Source organism: Lysobacter defluvii IMMIB APB-9 = DSM 18482, from assembly GCF_000423325.1.
GTDB classification, from domain to species: domain Bacteria; phylum Pseudomonadota; class Gammaproteobacteria; order Xanthomonadales; family Xanthomonadaceae; genus Novilysobacter; species Novilysobacter defluvii.
This window is the reverse complement of record NZ_AUHT01000006.1, coordinates 192,719-214,982: the sequence shown is the minus strand read 5'-3', so window position 1 is coordinate 214,982 and position 22,264 is coordinate 192,719. Positions and strand designations below refer to the sequence as shown.

Here is a 22,264-nt window from a genome sequence, read left to right as displayed (position 1 = left end):
CGGTCGTCCCAAAAGGAAAAAGCGGGCCGGAGCCCGCTTTTCCATGCCTCGCAAGTACGCGCCGGTTTACTCGGCCGACGCGCCCTCGCCTTCTTCCACGGCCTTCATCGACAGGCGGATGCGGCCCTGCTTGTCGACTTCCAGCACCTTGACCTTGACCACGTCGCCTTCGCTGAGCTTGTCGGAGACCTTCTCCACGCGCTCGCTGGAGATCTGCGAGACGTGCACCAGGCCGTCCTTGCCCGGCAGGATGGTCACGAACGCGCCGAAGTCCATGATCTTGGCGACCTTGCCCTCGTAGATCCGGCCAGGCTCGACGTCCGAGGTGATCTGCTCGATGCGCTCCTTGGCGGCGTTGGCGGCGGCGGCGTTGACCGAGGCGATGACGATGGTGCCGTCGTCCTGGATGTCGATCTGGGTCCCGGTCTCCTTGGTGATGGCCTGGATGGTCGAGCCGCCCTTGCCGATCACCTCGCGGATCTTGTCCGGGTGGATCTTCATGGTCAGCAGGCGCGGCGCGAACTCGGAGAGCTCCTCGCGCGGCGCGTTCAGCGCCTTGGCCATCTCGCCGAGGATGTGCAGGCGGCCCTGCTTCGCCTGGGCGAGCGCGGCCTTCATGATGTCCTCGGTGATGCCCTGGATCTTGATGTCCATCTGCAGGGCGGAGATGCCCTCGCTGGTGCCGGCCACCTTGAAGTCCATGTCGCCCAGGTGGTCCTCGTCACCGAGGATGTCGGACAGGACCGCGAAGTCGTCGCCTTCCTTGATCAGGCCCATGGCGATGCCCGCCACCGGGGCCTTGATCGGCACGCCGGCGTCCATCAGCGCCAGCGAGCTGCCGCAGACCGAGGCCATCGAGGACGAGCCGTTCGATTCGGTGATCTCCGACACCACGCGGATGGTGTACGGGAACTCCTCCATGGTCGGCATCACCGCCAGCACGCCGCGCTTGGCCAGGCGCCCGTGGCCGATCTCGCGGCGCTTCGGGCCCATCATGCGGCCGGTCTCGCCGACCGAGTACGGCGGGAAGTTGTAGTGGAACAGGAAGTGTTCCTTGTACTCGCCCGACACGGCGTCGATGACCTGGCCGTCACGGGCGGTGCCCAGGGTAGTCACCACGATGGCCTGGGTCTCGCCGCGGGTGAACAGCGCCGAGCCGTGGGTACGCGGCAGGATGCCGGCCTTGGCGCTGATCGGGCGCACGGTGTCCAGGTTGCGGCCGTCGATGCGCACGCGGGTCTTGAGGACCGACTGGCGCATGGTCTCGTACTCGAGCTCGCCGAACTCCTTGGCCAGCTCCGCCGGCTCCCAGCCGTGCTCCTCGCACTGCGGGGCCATGGACTCGAGCACTTCCTTGCGCAGCGTGGCGATCGCCTCGCGGCGCTCCTGCTTGACGCGGATCTGGAACGCCTGCTCCAGGCGGTCGCCCAGGGCGGCCTTGAGCGCGCCGGTCATGGACTCGTTGCGCGGCGCCGGCTGCCAGTCCCACTTCTCGGTACCGGCTTCGGCGACCAGCTCGTTGATGGCCTTGATGGCGACCTGCATCTGCTCGTGGCCGAACATCACCGCGCCGAGCATGACCTCCTCGGACAGCACGTCGGCTTCCGATTCGACCATCAGCACGGCCTTCTCGGTGCCGGCGACGATCAGTTCGAGCTTGGAATCCTCCAGCTCGCTGGTGCTCGGGTTCAGCAGGTACTCGCCGTCCCTGTAGCCGACCTTGGCGGCGGCGATCGGGCCCTGGAACGGGGCGCCCGTCAGCGCCAGCGCGGCGGAGGCGCCGATCAGGGCCGGGATGTCGCCGTCGATCTCCGGGTTCAGCGACATCACCGTGGCGATGATCTGGACCTCGTTGCGGAACCCGTCGGGGAACAGCGGGCGGATCGGACGGTCGATCAGGCGGGAGGTCAGGGTTTCCTTCTCCGTGGCACGACCTTCACGCTTGAAGAAGCCACCGGGGATGCGGCCGCCGGCGTAGAACTTCTCCTGGTAGTCCACGGTGAGGGGGAAGAAGTCCTGCCCTTCGCGCGCGGTCTTCTGCGCGACCGCGGAGACCAGCAGCACGGTGTCTTCGACCTTGACGATGACCGCGCCGCCGGCCTGGCGGGCGATCTCGCCGGTTTCCAGGGTGACCTGGTGCTTGCCGTACTGGAAGGTCTTTGTGATTTTTGCCACGTTGGATTCCTGTCTTATCTAAGCGGACCGGATGCGGCCCTTGCCTGTCCGGGTGGCCGCCGGTTCGCGGCCGGGGGTCGGTCGACCCCATAAAAAACCGCGGCGCATCACTGCGCCGCGGTGGCATTCCTGGTCAGCGACGCAGGCCGAGCTTTGCGATCAGCGCCTTGTAGCGCTCGGCATCCTTGCGGTGCAGGTAGTCGAGCAGGCTGCGGCGGCGGTTGACCATCATCAGCAGGCCGCGCCGGCTGTGGTGGTCCTGCTTGTGCTCCTTGAAGTGGCTCTGGAGCTGCTCGATGCGAGCGGTAAGCAGGGCGATCTGGACTTCCGGGGAACCGGTGTCGTTCTCACCGCGCTTGTGTTCTTCAATGACCTTGCTGGTATCGATGGACATGTGTTGCCTCGTTGACGCGCGACCTGCAGAAGAACGCCCGGAGCCGGAAAACACGACACCGGCGCACCGCCTGGTCCGCCGCTTGCTGGAAGGAAGTATCCGCCTTTCCTGTGCGAAAAAGCGGGCAGATTGTATCCCGGCCGCCGGCGCCGCCACAAGCGCGGTCGCGAGAAGGTTCCGTTAGCGCGGCGTAAAGCTGAACAGGCGCCTGGGGCGCAGTACGCCACCCTCGAACTCGGCCAGTCCCAGCGGCTCCCCGTCCGGACCGAAGGCGGCGACCTCGAGCGCGGCTGCGCCGCCGTCCAGCGGGACGGCGTCGGCACCCTGCACGGCCGGGACCGGCAGCCGCTGGCCGTGGCGCAGGCGCGCCGCTTCGCTGGCGTCCAGGCGGACCCGGGGGAACCCGGCCAGCCCCGCCTCCAGTGGGAGCAACAGCCGGTCCAGCGCCTCCTCGCCCCCGCTCGCGGCCACCTGTTCGAGCTCATCCAGCGTGTGCATCCGCGGCTCGTGGAACGGCTCCACCCACAACCGGCGCAGCTGCGCCACGTGGGCGCCACAGCCCAGCGCCTCGCCGAGGTCGCGGATCAGGCTGCGCACGTAGGTGCCCGAGCCGCACTCGATTTCCAGTTCCAGCCTCGCGCCATCCAGGCGCAGCAGCTCGAGCCGGTGGACCTCGACCTCGCGTACCGGTGCCTCGATCGCCTCGCCGCGGCGTGCACGCGCGTACAGCGGCTCGCCACCGCTCTTGAGCGCCGAATAGATCGGGGCCCGCTGGGCGATGCGCCCGCGCAAGGGCGCCAGCGCGGCCTCGATCAGGGATTCGCCCAGGGCGGGCACCGGGCGCTCCAGCAGCACCTGCCCGTCGGCGTCGTCGGTATCGGTGGTGGCGCCCAGCACCGCCACGGTGCGATAGGCCTTGCGGGACCCGAGCAGGTGCCCGGCGATCTTGGTCGCCTCCCCCAGGCACACCGGCAGCAGCCCGGTGGCGAGCGGATCCAGGCTGCCGGTGTGGCCCGCCTTCGCCGCCCGGTACAGCTGCTTGACCCGCTGCAGGGCCTGGTTCGAGCTGGGGCCGGACGGCTTGTCCAGCAGCAGGATGCCGTCGAGCGGGCGCAGCTTCCTGCGCGGGGGGCGCCTCATCCGGCTCAGGCGGCGGGGCCGTCGCCGTCCGGGTCCCCGGACGGCGGATTCTCGCGCAGCAGGGTCTCGATGCGCTCGCCGCGGTCGAAGGAATCGTCGTAGTGGAAGTGCAGCTCGGGCACGTGGCGCAGCTTCACCGCCCGGCCAAGCTCGAACCGGATCTGCCGGGACAGCTCGCGCAGCCCCGCCAGCGCCTCCTTCGAACGCTCCGGCTGGAGCGCGGTGAAGAAGACCTTGGCGTGGGCCATGTCGCGGGTGACCTCGACGTCGGACACGCTGACCGACGGCAGGCCATGCTCGCGTACCGCCGCGTGCACCAGCGTGCCCAGCTCGCGGCGGAGCTGGGCGGCCACGCGGTCGGTGCGGGCGAAGGACTTGCTCACAGCGACCTCTGCACCTCGTGGCGCTCGAAGCACTCGATCTGGTCGCCGACCTTGACCTGGTCGTAGCCCTTCACGCCGATGCCGCACTCGGTGCCTTCCTTGACCTCTTCGACGTTCTCCTGGAACCGGCGCAGCGAGTCCAGTTCGCCCTCGAAGATGACGGTGTTGTCGCGCAGCACGCGCACCGGCTTGCCGGCGCGGAACACGCCCTCGACCACGCGCGAACCGGCGATGGAGCCGAAGCGGGAGTGGCGGAAGACCTGCAGCACCTCGGCGGTGCCGATGATCTCCTCGCGGATTTCCATGCCCAGGATGCCCGAAGCCACCTGCTTCACCTGGTCGATCACGTCATAGATGATCGAGAAGTAGCGCAGGTCGAGGTTGTTGGTCTCGATGACCTTGCGGGCGGTAGCGTCGGCGCGGACGTTGAAGCCGATGATCGTGGCCTTCGAGGTCGCCGCCAGGCTGGCGTCGGACTCGGTGATGCCGCCCACGCCGGCGCGGATCACGTTGATGCGGATCTCGTCGGTGCTCAGGCCGGTCAGCGCCTCGCGCAGCGCCTGCACCGAGCCGTGGACGTCGGCCTTGACCACCAGGTTCAGCGACAGCTGGCCGGCGCCCTCGCCCATCTGCGCCATGATGTCCTCCATCCGGTTGCCACCCTGGGCAACCAGGCGGGACTCGCGGCGCTTGGCGTCGCGCTGCTCGGCGACGTCCTTGGCCAGGCGCTCGTCCTCGACCACGACGAAGTCGTCGCCGGCGTCGGGCACGCCCGACAGGCCCAGCACCTGCACCGGGATGGACGGGCCGGCCGACTCGACCTGGGAACCGGTCTCGTCGAACAGCGCACGCACGCGGCCGTACTGCACGCCGCACACCAGGTAGTCACCCTTCCGCAGCTGGCCCTGCTGCACCAGCACGGTCGCGACCGGGCCCCGGCCCTTGTCGAGCGCGGACTCGATGACGGTGCCGCTGGCGCGGCCGTCGGCCACCGCCTTGAGCTCGAGCACCTCGGCCTGCAGCGAGATGGCGTCCAGCAGGCCGTCGAAGTTCTGCCCGGTCTTGGCCGAGATCTCGACCATCTGCGTGTCGCCGCCGAACTCCTCGGCCACGACGTCGTGCTCGAGCAGCTCGTTCTTGACCCGCAGCGGGTCGGCGTCGGACTTGTCGATCTTGTTGATGGCGACGATCAGCGGCACGCCGGCGGCGCGCGCGTGCTGGATCGCTTCGATCGTCTGCGGCTTGACGCCGTCGTCGGCGGCCACCACGAGGACCACGATGTCGGTCAGCTTGGCACCGCGCGAGCGCATCGACGAGAACGCCGCGTGGCCCGGGGTGTCGAGGAAGCTGATGATCCCCTTGTCGGTCTCGACGTGGTAGGCGCCGATGTGCTGGGTGATGCCGCCGGCCTCGCCCGAGGCGATCCGGGTCCGGCGGATGTAGTCCAGCGTCGAGGTCTTGCCGTGGTCGACGTGGCCCATGATGGTGACCACCGGCGGACGCGGGGTCTCCTCGCCCTGCACGTCCTCCAGCTGCGCCAGCAGCGCGTCCTCGGCGTCGTTGCCGGTGGCCGCGACCGGGGTGTGGCCCAGCTCCTCGGTCACCAGCACGGCGGTGTCGTGGTCGATGGACTGGGTGATGGTGGCCATCACGCCCATCTTGAACAGCGCCTTGACCACCTCGCCGCCCTTGAGCGCCATCTGCTGCGCCAGGTCGGCCACGGTGATGGTCTCGCCGATCTGCACCTCGCGCACGATCGGCGCGGTCGGCCGTGTGAACCCGGTGCCGGTGCGGGCCTGGTCGGGGTGGCGGCGCGACTTGGAACGGCCACGGGCGCCGGCGCCGGTGGAACGGCGGGCACGGTCGGACTCGCTCAGGTGCATGCGGCCGGCGAAGCGCTTGCCGCGATCGCCGTCGCCGGCCCCGGCGCCGGCACGCTCGCGCTGGCCGCGGCCACCGTCGCGCTCGCGGGTACGCGGCGCTGCGGGCTTGGGGTCCGGAATCGGCGCGGCGACCGGCTCCACCGGCTCTTCGGGCGCGGCCTTGGCGGCGGCTTCTTCCTCGGCCTTGCGGCGGGCGGCCTCCTCGGCCTCCTTCTTCGCCCGCTCGGCCTCCTCGGCGCGGCGGCGGTCGGCTTCCTCGAGCGCCTTCTGCTCGGCCAGGTTGCGCTGGCGCGACTCCTCGAGCTTGCGCAGGATCTCGGCACGCTCGTCGTCCCCGCCGGCAGCCGCCGGCGCGTCGGTGCCCGGGGGCACCAGCGTAACCTTCTTGCGCACCACCACGTCGACGGTGGAGCGGTTCTTGCCGCCACCGACCGTCAGCTCCTGCTTGCGGTTGCGGCTGAGGGTGATCTTGCGCGGGGCGGCGGCCTTCTCGGTGCCGGCCGCGCCCTTGCCGTGGGTCCGCCTCAGGAAGCCGAGCAGCTTGACCTTCTCGGTGCTGGAGACCACCTGGTCGGGGTCGCTGAACTCCATGCCGGCCTCGGCCAGCTGTTCCAGCAACTTCTCGACCGGCGTGTTCACCAGTGCGGCCAGCTTGCGGATGGTGGTTTGCTGCGACATTCGGTTTCCGTTTCCTGAGGCGCCAGTACGGCCGGCGCGGTTATCGGTCAATTCTATCCCTGCGGTTACATGGGCGCAGTCCCGTGTTCATTCCATGGCGGCGGCAGGCACGGGTTCACTCGAACCAGTGCTTGCGCGCCTCCATGATCAGCGCGGCGGCGCGGGCCTTGTCCACGCCCTCGTAGACGGTCAGCTCGTCGGTGGCCAGGTCGGCCAGGTCGTCGCGGGTGACGACGCCATTGGCGGCCAGCGCGTAGGCCAGCACCTCGTCCATGCCTTCCATCGACAGCAGGTCCTCGGACGGCTCCTGCGAGGCGAGCTCCTCCTCGGCGGCCAGCGCCTCGTTGAGCAACGCGTCGCGGGCGCGGGCGCGCAGTTCCTCGACGATGTCCTCGTCGAAGCCCTCGACCGCCAGCAGCTCGCCCACCGGAACGTAGGCGATCTCCTCGACGGTGCCGAAGCCCTCCGAGACCAGGATGCCGGCGATCTCCTCGTCGACCTCGAGCTTTTCCTGGAACAGCTCGCGCGCGGCGGTCTGCTCGGCCTCGCTCTTGGCCTGGACCTGCTCGGCGGTCATCACGTTGAGCTGCCAGCCGGTCATGCGGCTGGCCAGGCGCACGTTCTGCCCGCCCTTGCCGATCGCCTGCGCCAGGCGGTCCTCGGCCACGGCCAGATCCATGGAGTGCTTGTCCTCGTCGACGATGATCGACTGCACCTCCGCCGGCGCCATCGCGTTGATGACGAACTGGGCGGGATTGTCGGACCACAGCACGATGTCCACGCGCTCGCCGTTGAGCTCGTTGGTCACCGCCTGCACGCGCGAACCGCGCATGCCGATGCAGGCGCCGATCGGGTCGGTGCGGTTGTCGTGGGCGAGCACCGCGATCTTGGCCCGGTCACCCGGGTCGCGCGCGCAGGCCATGATCGAGACCAGGCCCTGCCCGACCTCCGGCACCTCGAGCTTGAACAGCTCCATCATGAACTCCGGCGCGGCACGGCTGATGAACAGCTGCGGCCCACGCGGCTCGGGGCGCACGTCGTAGAGATAGCCGCGGACCCGGTCGCCGGTGCGCAGCACGTCGCGGGGGATGCCCTTGTCCTTGGGGATGATCGCCTCGGCGTTGCCGCCCAGGTCGACGTAGATGTTGCCGCGCTCCACGCGCTTGACGATGCCGGTGACCAGCTCGCCGACGCGGTCCTTCCAGGCATCGATCACCTGCTGGCGCTCGGCCTCGCGCACGCGCTGCACGATCACCTGCTTGGCGGCCTGGGCGGCGATGCGACCGAACTCCGGGTTCTCGATCTGCTCCTCGATGTAATCACCGACCTCGACGCCCTCGACCTCGTCGAGCGCGTCCATCAGGCGCAGCTGGCGGTCCGGGGACTCCATCTCGGCGTCGTCGGCGATCACCTCCATCCGGCGGAAGGTCTCGTAGCTGCCGTCCTTGCGATCGATGGCGACCCGCACCAGCACGTCCTCGTCGGTGTAGCGCTTCTTGGCGGCGGAGGCCAGCGCGGCCTCGATGGCCTCGAAGATCACCGATTCGGGCACGCCCTTTTCGTTGGCAACCGCGTCAACGACCAGCAACAGTTCCTTGCTCATCTCGTTACTCCGCCGAGTCGGGCCCGTCGGCCGCCGGCTTGTTGGTGGATTTGTTGTTGTGGGCCCGGCCGGGACGCTTGCCGGGCTTGTTCGGTGCGAGACCCAGCGCCGCCCAGTCGGGGACCAGCCGCGCCTTGTCGATGTTGTCGAAGGACACCCGGAACGGACTGCCGTCGACGTCGAAGGTGATGTCGCCCTCCTCCACCGCCACGATGCGCCCGGTGAGGCGGCGCCGGCCGTCCTGCGGCAGCCGCAGGGTCACCTTCGCGGTCTCACCGGCGAAGCGCCGGTAGTGATCAAGCGTGAACAGCGGACGATCCAGGCCCGGCGACGACACCTCCAGGGTGTAGTTGCCGCTGATCGGGTCCTCCACGTCCAGCTGCGCCGAGACCTCGCGGCTGACCGCCTCGCAGTCCTCGATGCCGACCGCGCGCGGCGCGTCGCCGTTGGACCCGTCGCCGGCGGCGCCGGCCGGAAGGTCGATGTACAGGCGCACCACCGCACCGCCGGGTGCGGGCAGGTACTCGACGCCAAGCAGCTCCAGCCCCATCGACTCCACGGTCGGGGCGAGCAGGCTGGCAATGTCGGTGGCCTTGTCTGTCATGCGGTCTCCGGAAACGACAAAGGGCCCAACCGGGCCCCTTGTCCATACCTCGGATGTAGGGCGGTGCGTGAGCAGAACGCACCACCGGGCCCGGCTGGCTGAAAAAAGAAAGCCTCGCGAGGAGGCTTCCTTTCAACCGAAGCTGGTAGCGGGGGCAGGATTTGAACCTGCGACCTTCGGGTTATGAGCCCGACGAGCTGCCAGACTGCTCCACCCCGCATCAGGCCGCCCATTATATCGACGGCTGGAACTATTGCAAGCGTTTTTCAGCGGTCAGGCGAATGCCCGCTGGCACCACTCCATGATCGGGCTCCAGGCCATGCCGAGCACCAGCAGGCCCAGGGCGTTCACGCCGAACACGACGCGCATCGGGCGGTGGTCGACGCGGGCCGGCAGCTCGCCCACCGGCTCGTCGAAGTACATGTGCTTGACCACCTTCAGGTAGTAGAACGCGCCCACCACCGCGAACACGATGCCGACGATGGCCAGCCACAGCATGTCGTTCTGGATCGCCGCCTGCAGCACCGCCAGCTTGGCCCAGAAGCCCAGGAACGGCGGCACGCCGGCCAGAGACACCATCACGCACAGGATCAGGCCGGCCATCCACGGGCTGCGCTGGTTCAGGCCGCGGTAGTCGGCCAGCTCGTCGGCCTCGAAGCTGCGGCTGGACATCACCACGATCGCGCCGAAGCCGGCGGTGGCCATCAGCGCGTAGCTGATCGCGTAGAACATCGCCGCCGCGAACCCGTCCGCGCCGCCGCCGGCGAAGCCGATGAACACGAAGCCGACGTGGGAGATGGTCGAGTACGCGAGCAGCCGCTTGAAGTTGGACTGCATCATCGCGCCCAGGTTGCCCAGCACCAGCGAGATCACCGCCAGCCAGGCCAGCGCCAGCTGCCAGCTTTCGGCCATCGGGCCGGCACCGACCTCGAGCAGCCGGTAGGTCATGCCGAAGGTCGCCAGCTTGGGCGCGGAGCCGATGAACAGCGAGATCGCGGTCGGGGCACCGTGGTAGACGTCCGGCAGCCACATGTGGAACGGGGCGGCGCCGAACTTGAAGGCGATGCCCGCGACCATGAACACCACGCCGGTCACCAGCATGGTCGACATCCCGCCAGCGCCCATGGCCGCGGCGATCTCGTCCAGGTAGAGGCTGCCGGTCGCGCCGTAGACCAGCGACATGCCGTACAGCAGCAGGCCGGAGGCCAGCGAGCCGAGCACGAAGTACTTGATGCCCGCCTCGGAGGCGATCGGGCTGTCGCGGTCGGCCACCACCAGCGCGTAGGAGCACAGCGCCAGCATCTCCAGGCCCACGTAGACCATCACCAGGGTCCCGGCGGACACCAGCAGCATCATGCCGACGGTGGCGAACAGCATCAGCACCGCGACCTCGCCCTGCCACAGCCCGCGGTCCCGCAGGTACGGCCACACGAACACCATCGACAGCACGCCGACCAGGCACAACGCGATCTTCAGGACGTCGGCCGCGGTGTCGCGCACGAACATGCCGTTGAAGACCTCGCCCTGCCCGCCCACCCCGGCGGCCAGCAGCACACCGGCGAGCACCAGCAGCGCGGTGGCCAGCACATGGGTCACCACCTTGTGCCGCTGGGACAGGAACAGGTCCAGCATCAACAGGGCGAAGGCCCCGCCGACCAGTACCAGCTCGGGCAGCAGGGGCATCAGGTCGGCAGCGGAACGGACAGGTACGGCGATCATCTGGAATCTCGCATTGGTCGGCACGCCCGGGGGCGGTCGCCGGTCTTAGAGCTTGGAGGTGGCGATCTGCATCACCAGGTTGGCGACGGTGGGCTCCATCAGGTCGGTCAGCGGCTTCGGGTAGACGCCGATCAGCAGGGTGCCGATGGCGAACACGCCCAGGACCGTCCACTCGCGCCCGTTGATGTCCTTGAGCCGGGCCACGTTCTCGTTGGCGACCGGACCCCACAGCACGCGCTTGACCAGGTACAGCGAGTAGCCCGCGCCGATGATCAGCGTCATCGCGGCGAACAGGGCGATCAGCGGGTGCAGCTGGAAGCTGGCGACCACGACCATGAACTCGCCGACGAAGCCCGAGGTGCCCGGCAGGCCCGAGTTGGCCATGGCGAACAGCACGTAGAACAGCGCGAACCAGCGCATCGGGCCGGCGACGCCGCCGTAGTCGGAGATCCGCCGCGTGTGCATGCGGTCGTACAGCACGCCGATGCTGGTGAACATCGCGCCGGAGATGAAGCCGTGGCTGATCATCTGCACCATCGCGCCCTGCAGGCCCAGCTGCGCGCCGTCGACGTTGCCGTACTCGCGCACCAGCCCGAAGGCGATGAAGATGCCCAGGGTCACGAAGCCCATGTGCGACACGGACGAGTACGCCACCAGCTTCTTCATGTCGTCCTGCGCCAGCGCGACCAGGCCGACGTACACGACAGCGACCAGGCTGAGCAGGATCAGCAGCCAGGCCCACTCGGCGCCCGCGTCCGGGGCGATCGGCAGCGCAAAGCGCAGGAAGCCGTAGCCGCCGATCTTCAGCATGATCGCCGCCAGGATCACCGAGCCGGCGGTCGGCGCCTCCACGTGCGCGTCCGGCAACCAGGTGTGCACCGGGAACATCGGCACCTTCACCGCGAAGGCCAGCACGAACGCGAACAGCAGCCACATCTGCTCGGTCGCCGACAGCTGCAGCTGCACCATGTCGGCGATCTGCCAGCTGCCGCCCTGCATGTACAGGTAGATCAGGCCCAGCAGCATGAACAGCGAGCCCAGGAAGGTGTACAGGAAGAACTTGATCGACGCGTACACCCGGCGCGGGCCGCCCCACACGCCGATGATGATGAACATCGGCACCAGCATGAACTCGAAGAACACGTAGAACAGCATCGCGTCCAGGGCCGCGAACACGCCGATCATCAGGCCTTCGAGGATCAGGAAGCAGGCGTAGTACTGGCTCACCCGGCTGCCGACGTTCCAGGCGCCGATCAGCACCAGCAGCGAGGTCAGCGCGGTCAGGCCGATCAGCGGCACCGAGAAGCCATCGACGCCCATGTGGTAGCGGATGTCGAACGCCGGGATCCACGCCCGGTCCTCGACGAACTGCATCGCCGCGGTGCCGTACTCGAAGCCGGTGAACAGCGGGATGGTCAGCAGCAGCGTGGCCGCGGCAACGAAGGTGGCGAACCAGCGCGCCGCGTTGTCGCGCGGGCCGATGGCGAGGGTCACCAGGCCGCCGAGGATCGGCAGCCAGACAAGCAGGCTCAGCAAGGGCATCGCGCTGTGGAGAGGCTCAGGGGTCACGTCGCGGTCCTGGTCAGTTCAAGGTACGGATGAGCACGGCCAGCATCAGGATCAGGCCGAGGATCATCGCGAAGGCGTAGTGGTAGAGGTACCCGGACTGGGCGCGGCGGCTGACGCTGGCCGCCAGGTCGACGACCCGGGCCGAACCGTTGACGAACAGCCCGTCGATGATCCAGGTATCGAACCAGCGGAACACGCGGCCCAGCGCGTAGCTGCCACCGGCCAGGCCGTCGATCCACAGCCGGTCGAAGCCGTACTTGTCCTCGAGGATCCGGACCGGCATCGCCATCGCGCGGCGCGCCTTGCCCGGCAGGTCGGGGCGGAACAGGTACATGAAGGTCGCCAGCGCGAAGCCCGCCAGGCTCAGCCAGAACACCGGCGCCTGGAAGCCGTGGATCGCGTACGCCACCGGCCCGTGCCATACCGCCGCGCCGACCTGCGCGACCGTGTCGCGTGCAGCCGCCAGGTCGATGGCGCCGAGGAAGAACGGCAACTGTTCCTCCGAGCCGCTCCAGTTGGTGCCGAACAGCATCGGGCCGGCGGTCAGGAAGCCGATCACCACCGACGGGATGGCGAGCAGCACCAGCGGCAGGGTGACCACCCACGGCGACTCCTTCGGCTCGTGGTCGTGGTGCGGATCGTGCCCGTGCGCGTCCTCGTGGGCCGGCTCGTGCTTCGTGTGCTGGCCGTGCTCGTCCACGGTCGCGACCGCGTGCGAGGGGGCCGCGTTGCGGAAGCGCTCGGCGCCATGGAAGGTCAGGTACAGCAGGCGGAAGCTGTAGAACGCGGTGACGAAGGCACCCAGCAGGACCGCCCAGTGCGCGTACTGCGCGACCCAGCCGCCACCATCGGCCGCCACGGCGGTCGCCTCGATGATGGTGTCCTTGGAGTAGAAGCCGCTGAAGAACGGCGTGCCCACCAGCGCCAGGGTGCCCAGCAGCATGGTGACGTAGGTCACCGGCATGTAGCGGCGCAGGCCGCCCATCTTCCGCATGTCCTGCTCGTGGTGCATGGCGATGATCACCGAGCCCGCGCCCAGGAACAGCAGTGCCTTGAAGAAGGCGTGGGTCATCAGGTGGTAGACCGCCGCCGAGTACGCCGAGACGCCTAGCGCCACGGTCATGTAACCCAGCTGCGACAGGGTCGAGTACGCGACCACGCGCTTGATGTCGTTCTGCACGATGCCGATCAGGCCGGTGAAGAACGCGGTGGTGGCACCGATGAACAGCACGAACGCCAGCGCGGTCTCGCTCAGCTCGAACAGCGGCGACATGCGGGCGACCATGAAGATGCCCGCGGTGACCATGGTGGCCGCGTGGATCAGCGCCGAGATCGGGGTCGGGCCCTCCATCGAGTCGGGCAGCCAGACGTGCAGCGGCACCTGCGCCGACTTGCCCATCGCGCCGATGAACAACAGGATGCAGATCAGCGTCGCGACCGACCACTCGTAGCCGGGGATCACCGCGATCGACAGGTCCGCCATCATCGGCGCGTTCGCGAACACGGTCGCGTAGTCCAGCGAGCCGAACACCAGCACGATGCCGGCGATGCCCAGCAGGAAGCCGAAGTCGCCGACGCGGTTGACCAGGAACGCCTTGAGGTTGGCGAACACCGCCGAGGGCTTCTTGAACCAGAAACCGATCAGCAGGTAGGACACCAGGCCCACCGCTTCCCAGCCGAAGAACAGCTGCACGAAGTTGTTGCTCATCACCAGCATGAGCATCGAGAACGTGAACAGCGAGATGTAGCTGAAGAAGCGCTGGTAGCCGTCGTCCTCGTGCATGTAGCCGATGGTGTAGACGTGCACCAGCAGCGCGACGAAGGTCACCACGACCATCATCATCGCCGTCAGGTTGTCGACCATGAAGCCGACGTGCGCCTCGAGCCCGCCCACCTGGAACCAGGTGTAGATGTTCTCGTTGAACGGCGCGGCGCCCTGCCCGACCAGTTGCCACAGCACCCAGCACGACAGCGCGCAGCTGATGCCTACGCCCAGGATGGTCGCGGTGTGCGCACCGGCGCGCCCGATCCAGCGGCCGGCGAACCCGGCCAGCATCGCGCCGGCGAGCGGTGCCAGCACGATGGCCAGCAACACCGACTTGGAAAGCGTGAACTCCATGCCCGGCATCGGATCAACCCTTCATCATGTCGATTTCGGCCACGTTGATCGTGCGCCGGTTGCGGAAAAGCGTGACCACGATCGCCAGGCCGATGGCGGCCTCGGCAGCGGCGACGGTCAGGATGAAGAACACGAACACCTGGCCGGCCGGGTCGCCGAGCTGGCGCGAGAACGCGACGAAATTGATGTTCACCGCCAGCAGCATCAGCTCGATGCACATCAGCAGCACGATCACGTTCTTGCGGTTGATGAAGATGCCGGCGACCGAGATGCAGAACAGCACCGCGCCCAGCGTCAACAGGTGGCCCAGGGCGAGCCCGGAGGAAAACAGGTCCATCAGTTGGGTTCCTCGTTGTCGGCGGCCGGGTTGCCTCGCAGCGAACGCGGCGCGGGGCGCGGCGCGGAGGACTCGGCCTTCATCCCGACCAGGCGCAGGCGGTCGGAAGGACGCACGCGGACCTGCTCGGACGGGTTCTGGCGGCGGGTGTTCGGACGGCGGCGCAGGGTCAGCATCACCGCCGCGATCACGGCCACGGTCAGGATCACCGCCGCGGTCTCGAACGGCAGCAGGAACTCGGTGAACAGCGCCATCGCCAGCCACTTGGTGTTGCTGATCTCACCGGTCGCAGACGGATGCGCCGGCAGCGGGTCACCGGTCAGGGCGAGCACGCCGATCAGCAGCAGGATCTCGGCCAGCATCACCGCCGCAACCAGGATGCCGAACGGCAGGTAGCGCACGTAGCCCTCGCGCAACGGCGCAAGGTCCACCTCGAGCATCATCACCACGAACAGCAGCAGCACCATCACCGCGCCGACGTAGATCACCACCAGCGCAACGCCGAGGAACTCCGCCCCCGAGATCACCCATACGGCGGCGACCGAGAAGAACGTCAGCACCAGCGACAGCGCCGCGTGCACGGGGTTGCGGAAGCTGATCACCCCTACGGCCGCGGCGACCGCGACCAGGGCGAAAACCAGGAAAGCCAGGGAAGCCAGTTGCATGTCGGACACTCAGCGGTAGGGCGCGTCGGCGGCGCGGCGCTCGGCGATCTCCGCCTCCAGGCGGTCACCGATGGCCAGCAGCTGCGGCTTGGTCACGATGTTCTGGCCACGCCGGTCGAAGTGGTACTCGTGCACGTGGGTTTCCACGATCGAGTCCACCGGGCACGACTCCTCGCAGAAGCCGCAGTAGATGCACTTGAACAGGTCGATGTCGTAGCGCGTGGTGCGGCGGGTGCCGTCCTCGCGGCGCTCGGAATCGATCGTGATCGCCAGCGCCGGGCACACCGCCTCGCACAGCTTGCACGCGATGCAGCGCTCCTCGCCGTTGGGATAGCGGCGCAGCGCATGGATGCCGCGGAAGCGCGGCGACATGGGCACCTTCTCCACCGGGTACATGAGCGTGTACTTGGGCCTGAACATGTACTTCAGCGTGAGCCACATGCCCTGCAGCATCTCGATGAGCAGCAGGCTCTTGAGGAACGAAAAGATCCGGTTCATGTCCTTGTCCTATCGCCCCGCCTCGAAGACGCCGAAGTACGCCATCAGCGCGGTGACCACAATCCAGAAGATCGCCAGCGGCACGAACACCTTCCAGCCCAGCCGCATGATCTGGTCGTAGCGGTAGCGCGGGAAGCTGGCGCGCAGCCAGACGAACGCGGTGGCGAACAGGAACACCTTCGCCAGCAGCCACCACCAGCCGTCCACCGACAGCAGCGGGATGCCCCAGCCCTGGAACGGGCTCAGCCAGCCGCCGAGGAAGAAGATCGAGACCAGGAAGCTGATCAGGATCATGTTCGCGTACTCGGCCAGGAAGAACAGCGCGAAGCCCGAGCCCGAGTACTCCACCAGGTGCCCGCCGGTGATCTCCGACTCGCCCTCGACCATGTCGAACGGCAGGCGGTTGGTCTCGGCCACGCCGGACACGAAGTAGATCACCGCCAGCGGCAGCAGCGGCAGCAGGAACCAGTCGAACAGGCCGCTGTCGCCCGACTGGGCCATCACGATCTCGCTCAGGTTCAGGCTGCCGGCCGCGACCATCACGCCGACCAGCGCGAAGCCCATCGAGATCTCGTAGGAGACCATCTGGGCCGCGCCGCGCAGCGCGCCCAGAAGCGCGTACTTGGAGTTGGTCGCCCAGCCCGCCAGGATCACGCCGTACACGCCCAGCGAGGTCATCGCCAGCAGGTACAGCAGCCCGGCATTCGCGTTGGACAGCACCACTTGGTAGTCGAACGGGATCACCGCCCAGGCCGCGAAGGCCGGGATCATCGCCAGCAGCGGCGCGACCCGGAACAGGAACTTGGACGAGGCCGCCGGCTGGAACAGCTCCTTGAACAGCAGCTTGAAGACATCGGCGAAGGTCTGGAGGATGCCGAAGCCCACGTGCTTGGGACCGACGCGCGCGTGCATCCAGCCGATCACCTTGCGCTCCCACAGCACGTAGAAGGCGACCGCCAGGATCACGGGCACGACGATTGCGAGGATCTTCAGGACGATCCATGCGGCCGAGCCGGCCATGCCGAACTCGAACAGCCAGTCGCGGAACGGGTCAAACATCATCAGGCCCTCCCGACCTGCAGCCGGCCCGCGCGCAGGGGCGCGGTCGCGGCATGGCCGGTTTCAATCCAGACGGTGCCGGGTGCGACACGCGGGTTCAGTTCCACCGGGAGGGTGGCGGTGCCGCTGGCCGTGGAGAAGCGGCCGGTGCCGCCCGGTGCCAGGCCGGCGGACTCCGCGTCGGCCGGGTTCACCACCGCGCGCGGCGGCTGGTTCAGCGGATGCGACTGCAGTGCCTGCGAGCGCCGCACCACCGCGTCGACGCGGTAGATCGCCTCGCTGGCCGCCACTTCCATGCCCTCGCCCGCCGGCACCGGGGTGCCCGCGACCGGGGTCACGTCACGCACGGCCATGCCTTCGCGCAGCCCGGCCAGGTCGGTGAAGCCGAAGCCGTCGGCCTGAAGCATGCCGGCCAGGGCGCGCAGCACCTTCCAGCCCTCGCGCGCCTCGCGCGGCAGGCGGCCGCCGGCGACCGTGGACTGCTCGCGGCCGTCCAGGTTGACCAGCGTCCCCTCGATCTCGGGAAGCAGGCCGATGGGCAGGATCACGTCGGCGACCGCGCGCGTGGACTCGCAGGCGAAGTGGCTGAAGGCCACCACCTGGGCGCCGCCCAGGGCCTGCATGGCAGCGGCGGTGTCGACGAAGTCCAGGCCGGGCTCGATGCCGTACAGGACGTAGGCACCACGCGCTTCCGCCAGCATGCCGCGGGCATCCCGGCCGGTCGGCAGCACGCCGAGCCGCGACAGGCCGACCGCGTTGGCGCCCTGCGGGATGCGGCACAGCGCGGCGCCGGTGGCGGTCGCGAACGCGCGCGCGGCCTCGCGGATGGCGGCGGCGTGCGGGCCGTTCTCGGCCAGCGCGCCGACGATCACCACGGCGCGCGACTTGCCCTGCAGCGCCTCGCGCAGCGCGGAACCGCCGAGGGTCTCGGCGATCCGCGACGGCGCGACGATGTGCTTGCCGGCGAGGTCGAAGGTCTGGTCGAAGTCGACCGGGTTGACCACGTGGACCTTCGCGCCGTTGCACCAAGCCTTGCGCACGCGGGCGTTCACCAGCGGCAACTCATGGCGCAGGTTGGTGCCGACCAGGACGATCGCGTCGGCCTTCTCGATGTCGGCGACCGGCATCTGGAACGGCTCGGCGACCGCCGAGTCGGTCAGGTCGAGCTGGCCGATGCGGTGGTCGAGGTTGCCGGTGCCCAGCGCGGTGGCCAGGCGGGCCAGCAGCTCGCCCTCCTCGTTGGAGGTCGCCGGGTGCACCAGCATGCCCAGCTGGTCGCCACCGTTGGCGCGCAGGATGTCCGCGGCACGGCCGAGGGCCTCTTCCCAGCTGGCCTCGCGCCACTGGCCGTTCTCGCGGATTTCCGGCAGCACGGCGCGGTCTTCGGCGTACAGGCCCAGGTGTGAGAAGCGGTCGCGGTCCGACAGCCAGCACTCGTTGACGTCGTCGTTGTCGCGCGGGACGGTGCGCATGACCTCGCCGCGGCGGACGTGCAGGAACAGGTTGCTGCCCAGCGCGTCGTGGTAGCCCAGCGACTCGCGGGCGAGCATCTCCCAGGCGCGGGCGCGGAACTGGAACGGCTTGTTGGTCAGCGCGCCGACCGGGCACACGTCGATCACGTTGCCCGACAGCTCGGTCATCAGCGGCTTGCCGTCCCAGGTGCCGATGGCCAGCCGGTCGCCGCGGTACATGCCGCCCAGCTCGTAGGTGCCGGCGATCTCGCCGGTCACGCGGACGCAGCGCGTGCAATGGATGCAGCGCGTCATCTCGGTGGCGACCAGCGGGCCGATGTCCTCGTCCGGGACCACGCGCTTGCGCTCGACGAAGCGGCTCACGGAGCGGCCGTAGCCCATCGACAGGTCCTGCAGCTCGCACTCGCCGCCCTGGTCGCAGACCGGGCAGTCCAGCGGGTGGTTGATGAGCAGGAACTCCATCACGTTGCGCTGCGCGCCCAGCGCCTTGTCGCTGCGCGTGCTGACCTTCATGCCGTCCATGACCGGGGTGGCGCAGGCCGGGGCCGGCTTGCCCATCTTCTCCACGTCCACCAGGCACATGCGGCAGTTGGCGGCGATGGAGAGCTTGTCGTGGTAGCAGAAGCGCGGGATCGGGATCCCGGCCTTGTCGGCGGCGTGGATGATCATCGACCCCTTGGGGGCGAACATCTCGACGCCGTCGATCTCGATGGTGACGTGGTCGGGTGGAACGTTCGGGTTGCTCGGCTGGGCGCTCATGCCGCCACCCGGCCTTCGCGCTGGTCGTCGACCAGGAAGCGCTTGTTCACGATCGCGTACTCGAATTCATCCCAGAAGTGGCGCAGGAAGCCCTGGATCGGCCAGGCGGCCGCCTCGCCGAAGGCGCAGATGGTGTGGCCCTCGATCTGCCCGGCCGCGTTGCGCAGCATCTCCAGGTCGGCCAGCGTCGCCTTCATGTCGACCACCCGGTTGACCATGCGGTGCATCCAGCCGGTGCCCTCGCGGCACGGGGTGCACTGCCCGCAGCTCTCGGCGTGGTAGAAGCGCGCGATGCGCTGGCAGGCTCGGACCATGCAGGCGTGCTCGTCCATGACGATCACCGCGCCCGAGCCCAGGCCGGAGCCGGCCTTCTGCAGCGCGTCATAGTCCATGGTCAGGCCCATCATGGTGTCGGCCGGCAGCACCGGCATCGACGAACCACCCGGGATCACCGCCTTCAGCCTGTGGCCGTTGCGCACGCCACCGGCCAGCTCGAGCAGTTCCGAAAACGGAGTGCCCAGGCGGATCTCGTAGTTCCCCGGCCGGTTCACGTGCCCGGACACCGCGAACACCTTGGCGCCGCCGTTGTTGGGCTTGCCCAGGTTGAGGAACCACTCCGGGCCGTTGCGGATGATCGCCGGCACCGAGGCATAGGTCTCGGTGTTGTTGATGGTGGTCGGCTTGCCGTACAGGCCGAAGTTGGCCGGGAACGGCGGCTTGAAGCGCGGCTGGCCCTTCTTGCCCTCCAGCGACTCCATCAGCGCGGTTTCCTCGCCGCAGATGTAGGCGCCGGCGCCCAGCGCGTTGTGGATGTCCACGTCGATCCCGCTGCCGAGGATGTCCTTGCCCAGCCAGCCGTTCTCGTAGGCCTCCTTCAGCGCCTGCTCGATGCGCTCGAAGGGCTCGTGGTGGAACTCGCCGCGCAGGTAGTTGTACGCCACGGTCGAACCGGTGGCGTAGCAGGCGATCGCCATGCCCTCGATCACCGAGTGCGGGTTGTAGCGCAGGATGTCGCGGTCCTTGCAGGTGCCCGGCTCGGACTCGTCGGAGTTGCACAGGATGTACTTCTGCACGTCGCCGCCCTTGGGCATGAAGCTCCACTTCAGGCCGGTCGGGAAGCCCGCGCCGCCACGGCCGCGCAGGCCGGACTGCTTGACCATCTCGATCACGTCGGCGGGCGGGATCTTCTCGCTGAGGATCTTCCGCCAGGCCGCGTAGCCGCCGGTCTTGAGGTAGTTGTCGTACGACCACGGCATGTCGAAATGCAGGGTCGTGTAGACGACGTTGTGCTCCTGCGGGGCCGGGCCCACCGGGCCGGTCGCCTGGGAGTAGTCGCGATGCGCCATGAACTGATTCACTCCAGCCCGTCGAGCAGCTCGTCGACCTTCGCCAGGTCGAGCTTCTCGTGGTAATGACCGTTGATGATGGCCACCGGGCCGCCGGTGCAGGCGGCCACGCACTCTTCTTCCAGCTTCAGGTAGACGCGGCCGTCGGCGGTGGACTGGCCGCGCTTGCAGCCCAGCTTCTTCTCGGCGTGCGCGACGAGCTCGTCGGCGCCGTTGAGCCAGCAGCTGATGTTGGTGCAGAAGGCCACGTTGTTCCGGCCGACCGGGGCGGTCTGGAACATCGAGTAGAAGCTCGACACCTCGAAGGCCCAGACCTTCGGGATCTCCAGGTACTTCGCCACGGCCACGATCAGGTCGTCGCTGAGCCAGCCCCCGTTCTGCTCCTGGGCCTTGAACAGCGCCTGGATCACCGCCGAACGCTTGCGGTCGGGCGGGAACTTGGAGACCCAGTGGTCGATGTACGCGCGGGTCTCGTCCGACAGCAGCGCGATCGGGTCGACGTCCTGGGTGGCTTCGTAGGTACCGGTGGGTTTCATTCAGTCAATTCCTCGCGACCGCGTCAGCGGTCCACCTCGCCGAAGACGAGGTCGTAGGTGCCGATCATCGCCACGGCGTCGGCCAGCATGTAGCCGCGGATCACCGCGTCCATCGAGGACAGGTGGGCGAAGCCCGGGGCGCGCGCGTGCAGGCGGAACGGCTTGTTGGCACCGTCGGAGACCAGGTAGATGCCGAACTCGCCCTTCGGCGCCTCGACCGCGGCGTAGGTCTCGCCGGCCGGGACGCAGTAGCCCTCGGTGAAGTGCTTGAAGTGGTGGATCAGCCCTTCCATGGACTCCTTCATCTCCTCCCGGCTCGGCGGGCGGATCTTGTAGTTGTCCACCATCACCGGGCCCGGGTTGGCCCGCAGCCAGGCCACGCACTGCTTGATGATCCGGGCGGACTGGCGCATCTCCGCGACGCGGACCAGGTAGCGGTCGTAGCAGTCGCCGCCGCTGGACACCGGCACGTCGAAGTCGACCTCGGCGTACTTCGCGTAGGGCTGCTTCTTGCGCAGGTCCCACTCGATGCCGGAACCACGCAGCATCACCCCGGTCATGCCCCACTGCTTCGCGAGCTCGGGGCTGACCACGCCGACGCCGACCGTACGCTGCTTCCAGATGCGGTTCTCGGTCAGCAGCGTCTCGTATTCGTCGACGCGGGTCGGGAAGTCATCGGCGAATGCCTCGAGGAAGTCCAGCAGCGAGCCTTCGCGCCACTCGTTGAACTTCTTCAGCGTCTTGCCCTTGCGCCACGGCGATTCCTTGTAGCGCGGCATGTGGTCGGGCAGGTCGCGATAGACGCCGCCGGGACGGTAGTAGGTCGCGTGCATGCGTGCGCCCGACACCGCCTCGTAGGCGTCCATCAGCTCCTCGCGCTCGCGGAACGCGTACAGCATCACCGCCATCGCGCCCAGGTCGAGCGCGTTGGAGCCCAGCCACATCAGGTGGTTGAGGATCCGGGTGACCTCGTCGTACATGGTCCGGATCCACTGGGCGCGCTCGGGCGCCTCGATGCCCAGCAGGTTCTCGATGGCGCGCACGTAGGCGTGCTCGTTGCACATCATCGAGACATAGTCGAGCCGGTCCATGTAGCCGATCGACTGGTTGAACGGCTTGGACTCGGCGAGCTTCTCGGTGCCGCGGTGGAGCAGGCCCACGTGGGGGTCCACGCGCTGCACCACCTCGCCGTCCATCTCCAGGATCAGGCGGAGCACGCCGTGGGCCGCCGGATGCTGCGGCCCGAAGTTCATCGTGTAGTTCCGGATCTCCGGCGCCGGCTCGGCGGCCGGGCGCAGGTCGAGACCGGGGCGCATGTCGTTCAT

18 protein-coding genes and 1 tRNA gene are annotated in these 22,264 nt (G+C 68.4%); all 19 read right to left on the bottom strand.

The window, feature by feature from the left end; translation table 11 throughout:
- Nucleotides 1-66: 66 nt before the first annotated feature.
- Nucleotides 67-2,175 (bottom strand): polyribonucleotide nucleotidyltransferase, encoded by a 2,109-nt coding sequence (gene pnp / locus G545_RS0105455; RefSeq protein ID WP_027069510.1) that lies wholly within the window; start codon nt 2,173-2,175, stop codon nt 67-69.
- A gap of 133 nt (nt 2,176-2,308) precedes the next feature.
- Nucleotides 2,309-2,569 (bottom strand): 30S ribosomal protein S15, encoded by a 261-nt coding sequence (rpsO, locus tag G545_RS0105450; RefSeq protein WP_027069509.1) that lies wholly within the window; start codon nt 2,567-2,569, stop codon nt 2,309-2,311.
- A gap of 180 nt (nt 2,570-2,749) precedes the next feature.
- Entirely contained in the window at nt 2,750-3,709 is a 960-nt protein-coding gene (truB, locus tag G545_RS0105445; RefSeq protein WP_027069508.1) for a tRNA pseudouridine(55) synthase TruB, read from the bottom strand.
- 5 nt (nt 3,710-3,714) lie between these two features.
- The gene (rbfA, locus tag G545_RS0105440) at nt 3,715-4,092 is read right to left on the bottom strand and encodes a 30S ribosome-binding factor RbfA (protein ID WP_027069507.1); all 378 of its coding nucleotides are present in this window, start codon (nt 4,090-4,092) and stop codon (nt 3,715-3,717) included.
- Nucleotides 4,089-6,653 carry a translation initiation factor IF-2 gene (gene infB / locus G545_RS0105435; RefSeq protein WP_027069506.1) on the bottom strand — a complete coding sequence of 855 codons (2,565 nt, stop codon included), beginning with the start codon at nt 6,651-6,653 and terminating at the stop codon, nt 4,089-4,091. The genes rbfA and infB overlap by 4 nt, the downstream gene beginning before the upstream one ends.
- Nucleotides 6,654-6,768: 115 nt before the next feature.
- Nucleotides 6,769-8,256, bottom strand: coding sequence for a transcription termination factor NusA (gene nusA / locus G545_RS0105430; RefSeq protein ID WP_027069505.1), 1,488 nt, complete (start codon nt 8,254-8,256; stop codon nt 6,769-6,771).
- Nucleotides 8,257-8,260: 4 nt separating this feature from the next.
- On the bottom strand, nt 8,261-8,860 hold the full coding sequence (gene rimP, locus G545_RS0105425) for a ribosome maturation factor RimP (protein ID WP_027069504.1): 600 nt from the start codon (nt 8,858-8,860) through the stop codon (nt 8,261-8,263).
- A 143-nt stretch (nt 8,861-9,003) separates the two neighbouring features.
- Nucleotides 9,004-9,080, bottom strand: a tRNA-Met gene (locus tag G545_RS0105420).
- A gap of 53 nt (nt 9,081-9,133) precedes the next feature.
- Entirely contained in the window at nt 9,134-10,579 is a 1,446-nt protein-coding gene (nuoN, locus tag G545_RS0105415; protein ID WP_027069503.1) for an NADH-quinone oxidoreductase subunit NuoN, read from the bottom strand.
- 45 nt (nt 10,580-10,624) lie between these two features.
- Nucleotides 10,625-12,121 (bottom strand): NADH-quinone oxidoreductase subunit M, encoded by a 1,497-nt coding sequence (locus tag G545_RS0105410; protein WP_027069502.1) that lies wholly within the window; start codon nt 12,119-12,121, stop codon nt 10,625-10,627.
- A gap of 40 nt (nt 12,122-12,161) precedes the next feature.
- Complete coding sequence (gene nuoL / locus G545_RS0105405; protein WP_027069501.1) at nt 12,162-14,267, bottom strand: NADH-quinone oxidoreductase subunit L; 2,106 nt, start codon at nt 14,265-14,267, stop codon at nt 12,162-12,164.
- A 13-nt stretch (nt 14,268-14,280) separates the two neighbouring features.
- Nucleotides 14,281-14,604: an NADH-quinone oxidoreductase subunit NuoK gene (gene nuoK, locus G545_RS0105400; RefSeq protein ID WP_036137062.1), complete on the bottom strand. Its 324-nt coding sequence runs from the start codon at nt 14,602-14,604 to the stop codon at nt 14,281-14,283.
- Complete coding sequence (locus G545_RS0105395; protein WP_027069499.1) at nt 14,604-15,269, bottom strand: NADH-quinone oxidoreductase subunit J; 666 nt, start codon at nt 15,267-15,269, stop codon at nt 14,604-14,606. The genes nuoK and G545_RS0105395 overlap by 1 nt, the downstream gene beginning before the upstream one ends.
- Nucleotides 15,270-15,278: 9 nt before the next feature.
- Nucleotides 15,279-15,767 carry an NADH-quinone oxidoreductase subunit NuoI gene (gene nuoI, locus G545_RS0105390; RefSeq protein WP_027069498.1) on the bottom strand — a complete coding sequence of 163 codons (489 nt, stop codon included), beginning with the start codon at nt 15,765-15,767 and terminating at the stop codon, nt 15,279-15,281.
- Between the two features lie 9 nt (nt 15,768-15,776).
- Nucleotides 15,777-16,829 (bottom strand): NADH-quinone oxidoreductase subunit NuoH, encoded by a 1,053-nt coding sequence (gene nuoH, locus G545_RS0105385; RefSeq protein ID WP_036137064.1) that lies wholly within the window; start codon nt 16,827-16,829, stop codon nt 15,777-15,779.
- Nucleotides 16,829-19,057, bottom strand: coding sequence for an NADH-quinone oxidoreductase subunit NuoG (gene nuoG / locus G545_RS0105380; protein ID WP_027069496.1), 2,229 nt, complete (start codon nt 19,055-19,057; stop codon nt 16,829-16,831). Before nuoG ends, nuoH begins: the two co-directional genes overlap by 1 nt.
- A complete protein-coding gene (nuoF, locus tag G545_RS0105375) occupies nt 19,054-20,403 on the bottom strand; it encodes an NADH-quinone oxidoreductase subunit NuoF (protein ID WP_027069495.1) in 1,350 nt (449 codons plus the stop codon). Before nuoF ends, nuoG begins: the two co-directional genes overlap by 4 nt.
- 8 nt (nt 20,404-20,411) lie before the next feature.
- Nucleotides 20,412-20,939, bottom strand: coding sequence for an NADH-quinone oxidoreductase subunit NuoE (nuoE, locus tag G545_RS0105370; RefSeq protein ID WP_027069494.1), 528 nt, complete (start codon nt 20,937-20,939; stop codon nt 20,412-20,414).
- 23 nt (nt 20,940-20,962) lie between these two features.
- Complete coding sequence (locus G545_RS0105365; protein WP_027069493.1) at nt 20,963-22,264, bottom strand: NADH-quinone oxidoreductase subunit D; 1,302 nt, start codon at nt 22,262-22,264, stop codon at nt 20,963-20,965.

Coding starts and splice junctions, on each gene's coding strand:
- G545_RS0105365 (WP_027069493.1), bottom strand. CDS start 22,264: ATGAACGACATGCGCCCCGGTCTCGACCTGCGCCCGGCCGCCGAGCCG.
- truB (WP_027069508.1), bottom strand. CDS start 3,709: ATGAGGCGCCCCCCGCGCAGGAAGCTGCGCCCGCTCGACGGCATCCTG.
- infB (WP_027069506.1), bottom strand. CDS start 6,653: ATGTCGCAGCAAACCACCATCCGCAAGCTGGCCGCACTGGTGAACACG.
- nuoH (WP_036137064.1), bottom strand. CDS start 16,829: ATGATGTTTGACCCGTTCCGCGACTGGCTGTTCGAGTTCGGCATGGCC.
- nuoG (WP_027069496.1), bottom strand. CDS start 19,057: ATGAGCGCCCAGCCGAGCAACCCGAACGTTCCACCCGACCACGTCACC.
- nuoI (WP_027069498.1), bottom strand. CDS start 15,767: ATGAACCGGATCTTTTCGTTCCTCAAGAGCCTGCTGCTCATCGAGATG.
- rimP (WP_027069504.1), bottom strand. CDS start 8,860: ATGACAGACAAGGCCACCGACATTGCCAGCCTGCTCGCCCCGACCGTG.
- rpsO (WP_027069509.1), bottom strand. CDS start 2,569: ATGTCCATCGATACCAGCAAGGTCATTGAAGAACACAAGCGCGGTGAG.
- nuoE (WP_027069494.1), bottom strand. CDS start 20,939: ATGAAACCCACCGGTACCTACGAAGCCACCCAGGACGTCGACCCGATC.
- G545_RS0105410 (WP_027069502.1), bottom strand. CDS start 12,121: ATGCCCTTGCTGAGCCTGCTTGTCTGGCTGCCGATCCTCGGCGGCCTG.
- G545_RS0105395 (WP_027069499.1), bottom strand. CDS start 15,269: ATGCAACTGGCTTCCCTGGCTTTCCTGGTTTTCGCCCTGGTCGCGGTC.
- nusA (WP_027069505.1), bottom strand. CDS start 8,256: ATGAGCAAGGAACTGTTGCTGGTCGTTGACGCGGTTGCCAACGAAAAG.
- nuoK (WP_036137062.1), bottom strand. CDS start 14,604: ATGGACCTGTTTTCCTCCGGGCTCGCCCTGGGCCACCTGTTGACGCTG.
- nuoN (WP_027069503.1), bottom strand. CDS start 10,579: ATGATCGCCGTACCTGTCCGTTCCGCTGCCGACCTGATGCCCCTGCTG.
- nuoL (WP_027069501.1), bottom strand. CDS start 14,267: ATGGAGTTCACGCTTTCCAAGTCGGTGTTGCTGGCCATCGTGCTGGCA.
- nuoF (WP_027069495.1), bottom strand. CDS start 20,403: ATGGCGCATCGCGACTACTCCCAGGCGACCGGCCCGGTGGGCCCGGCC.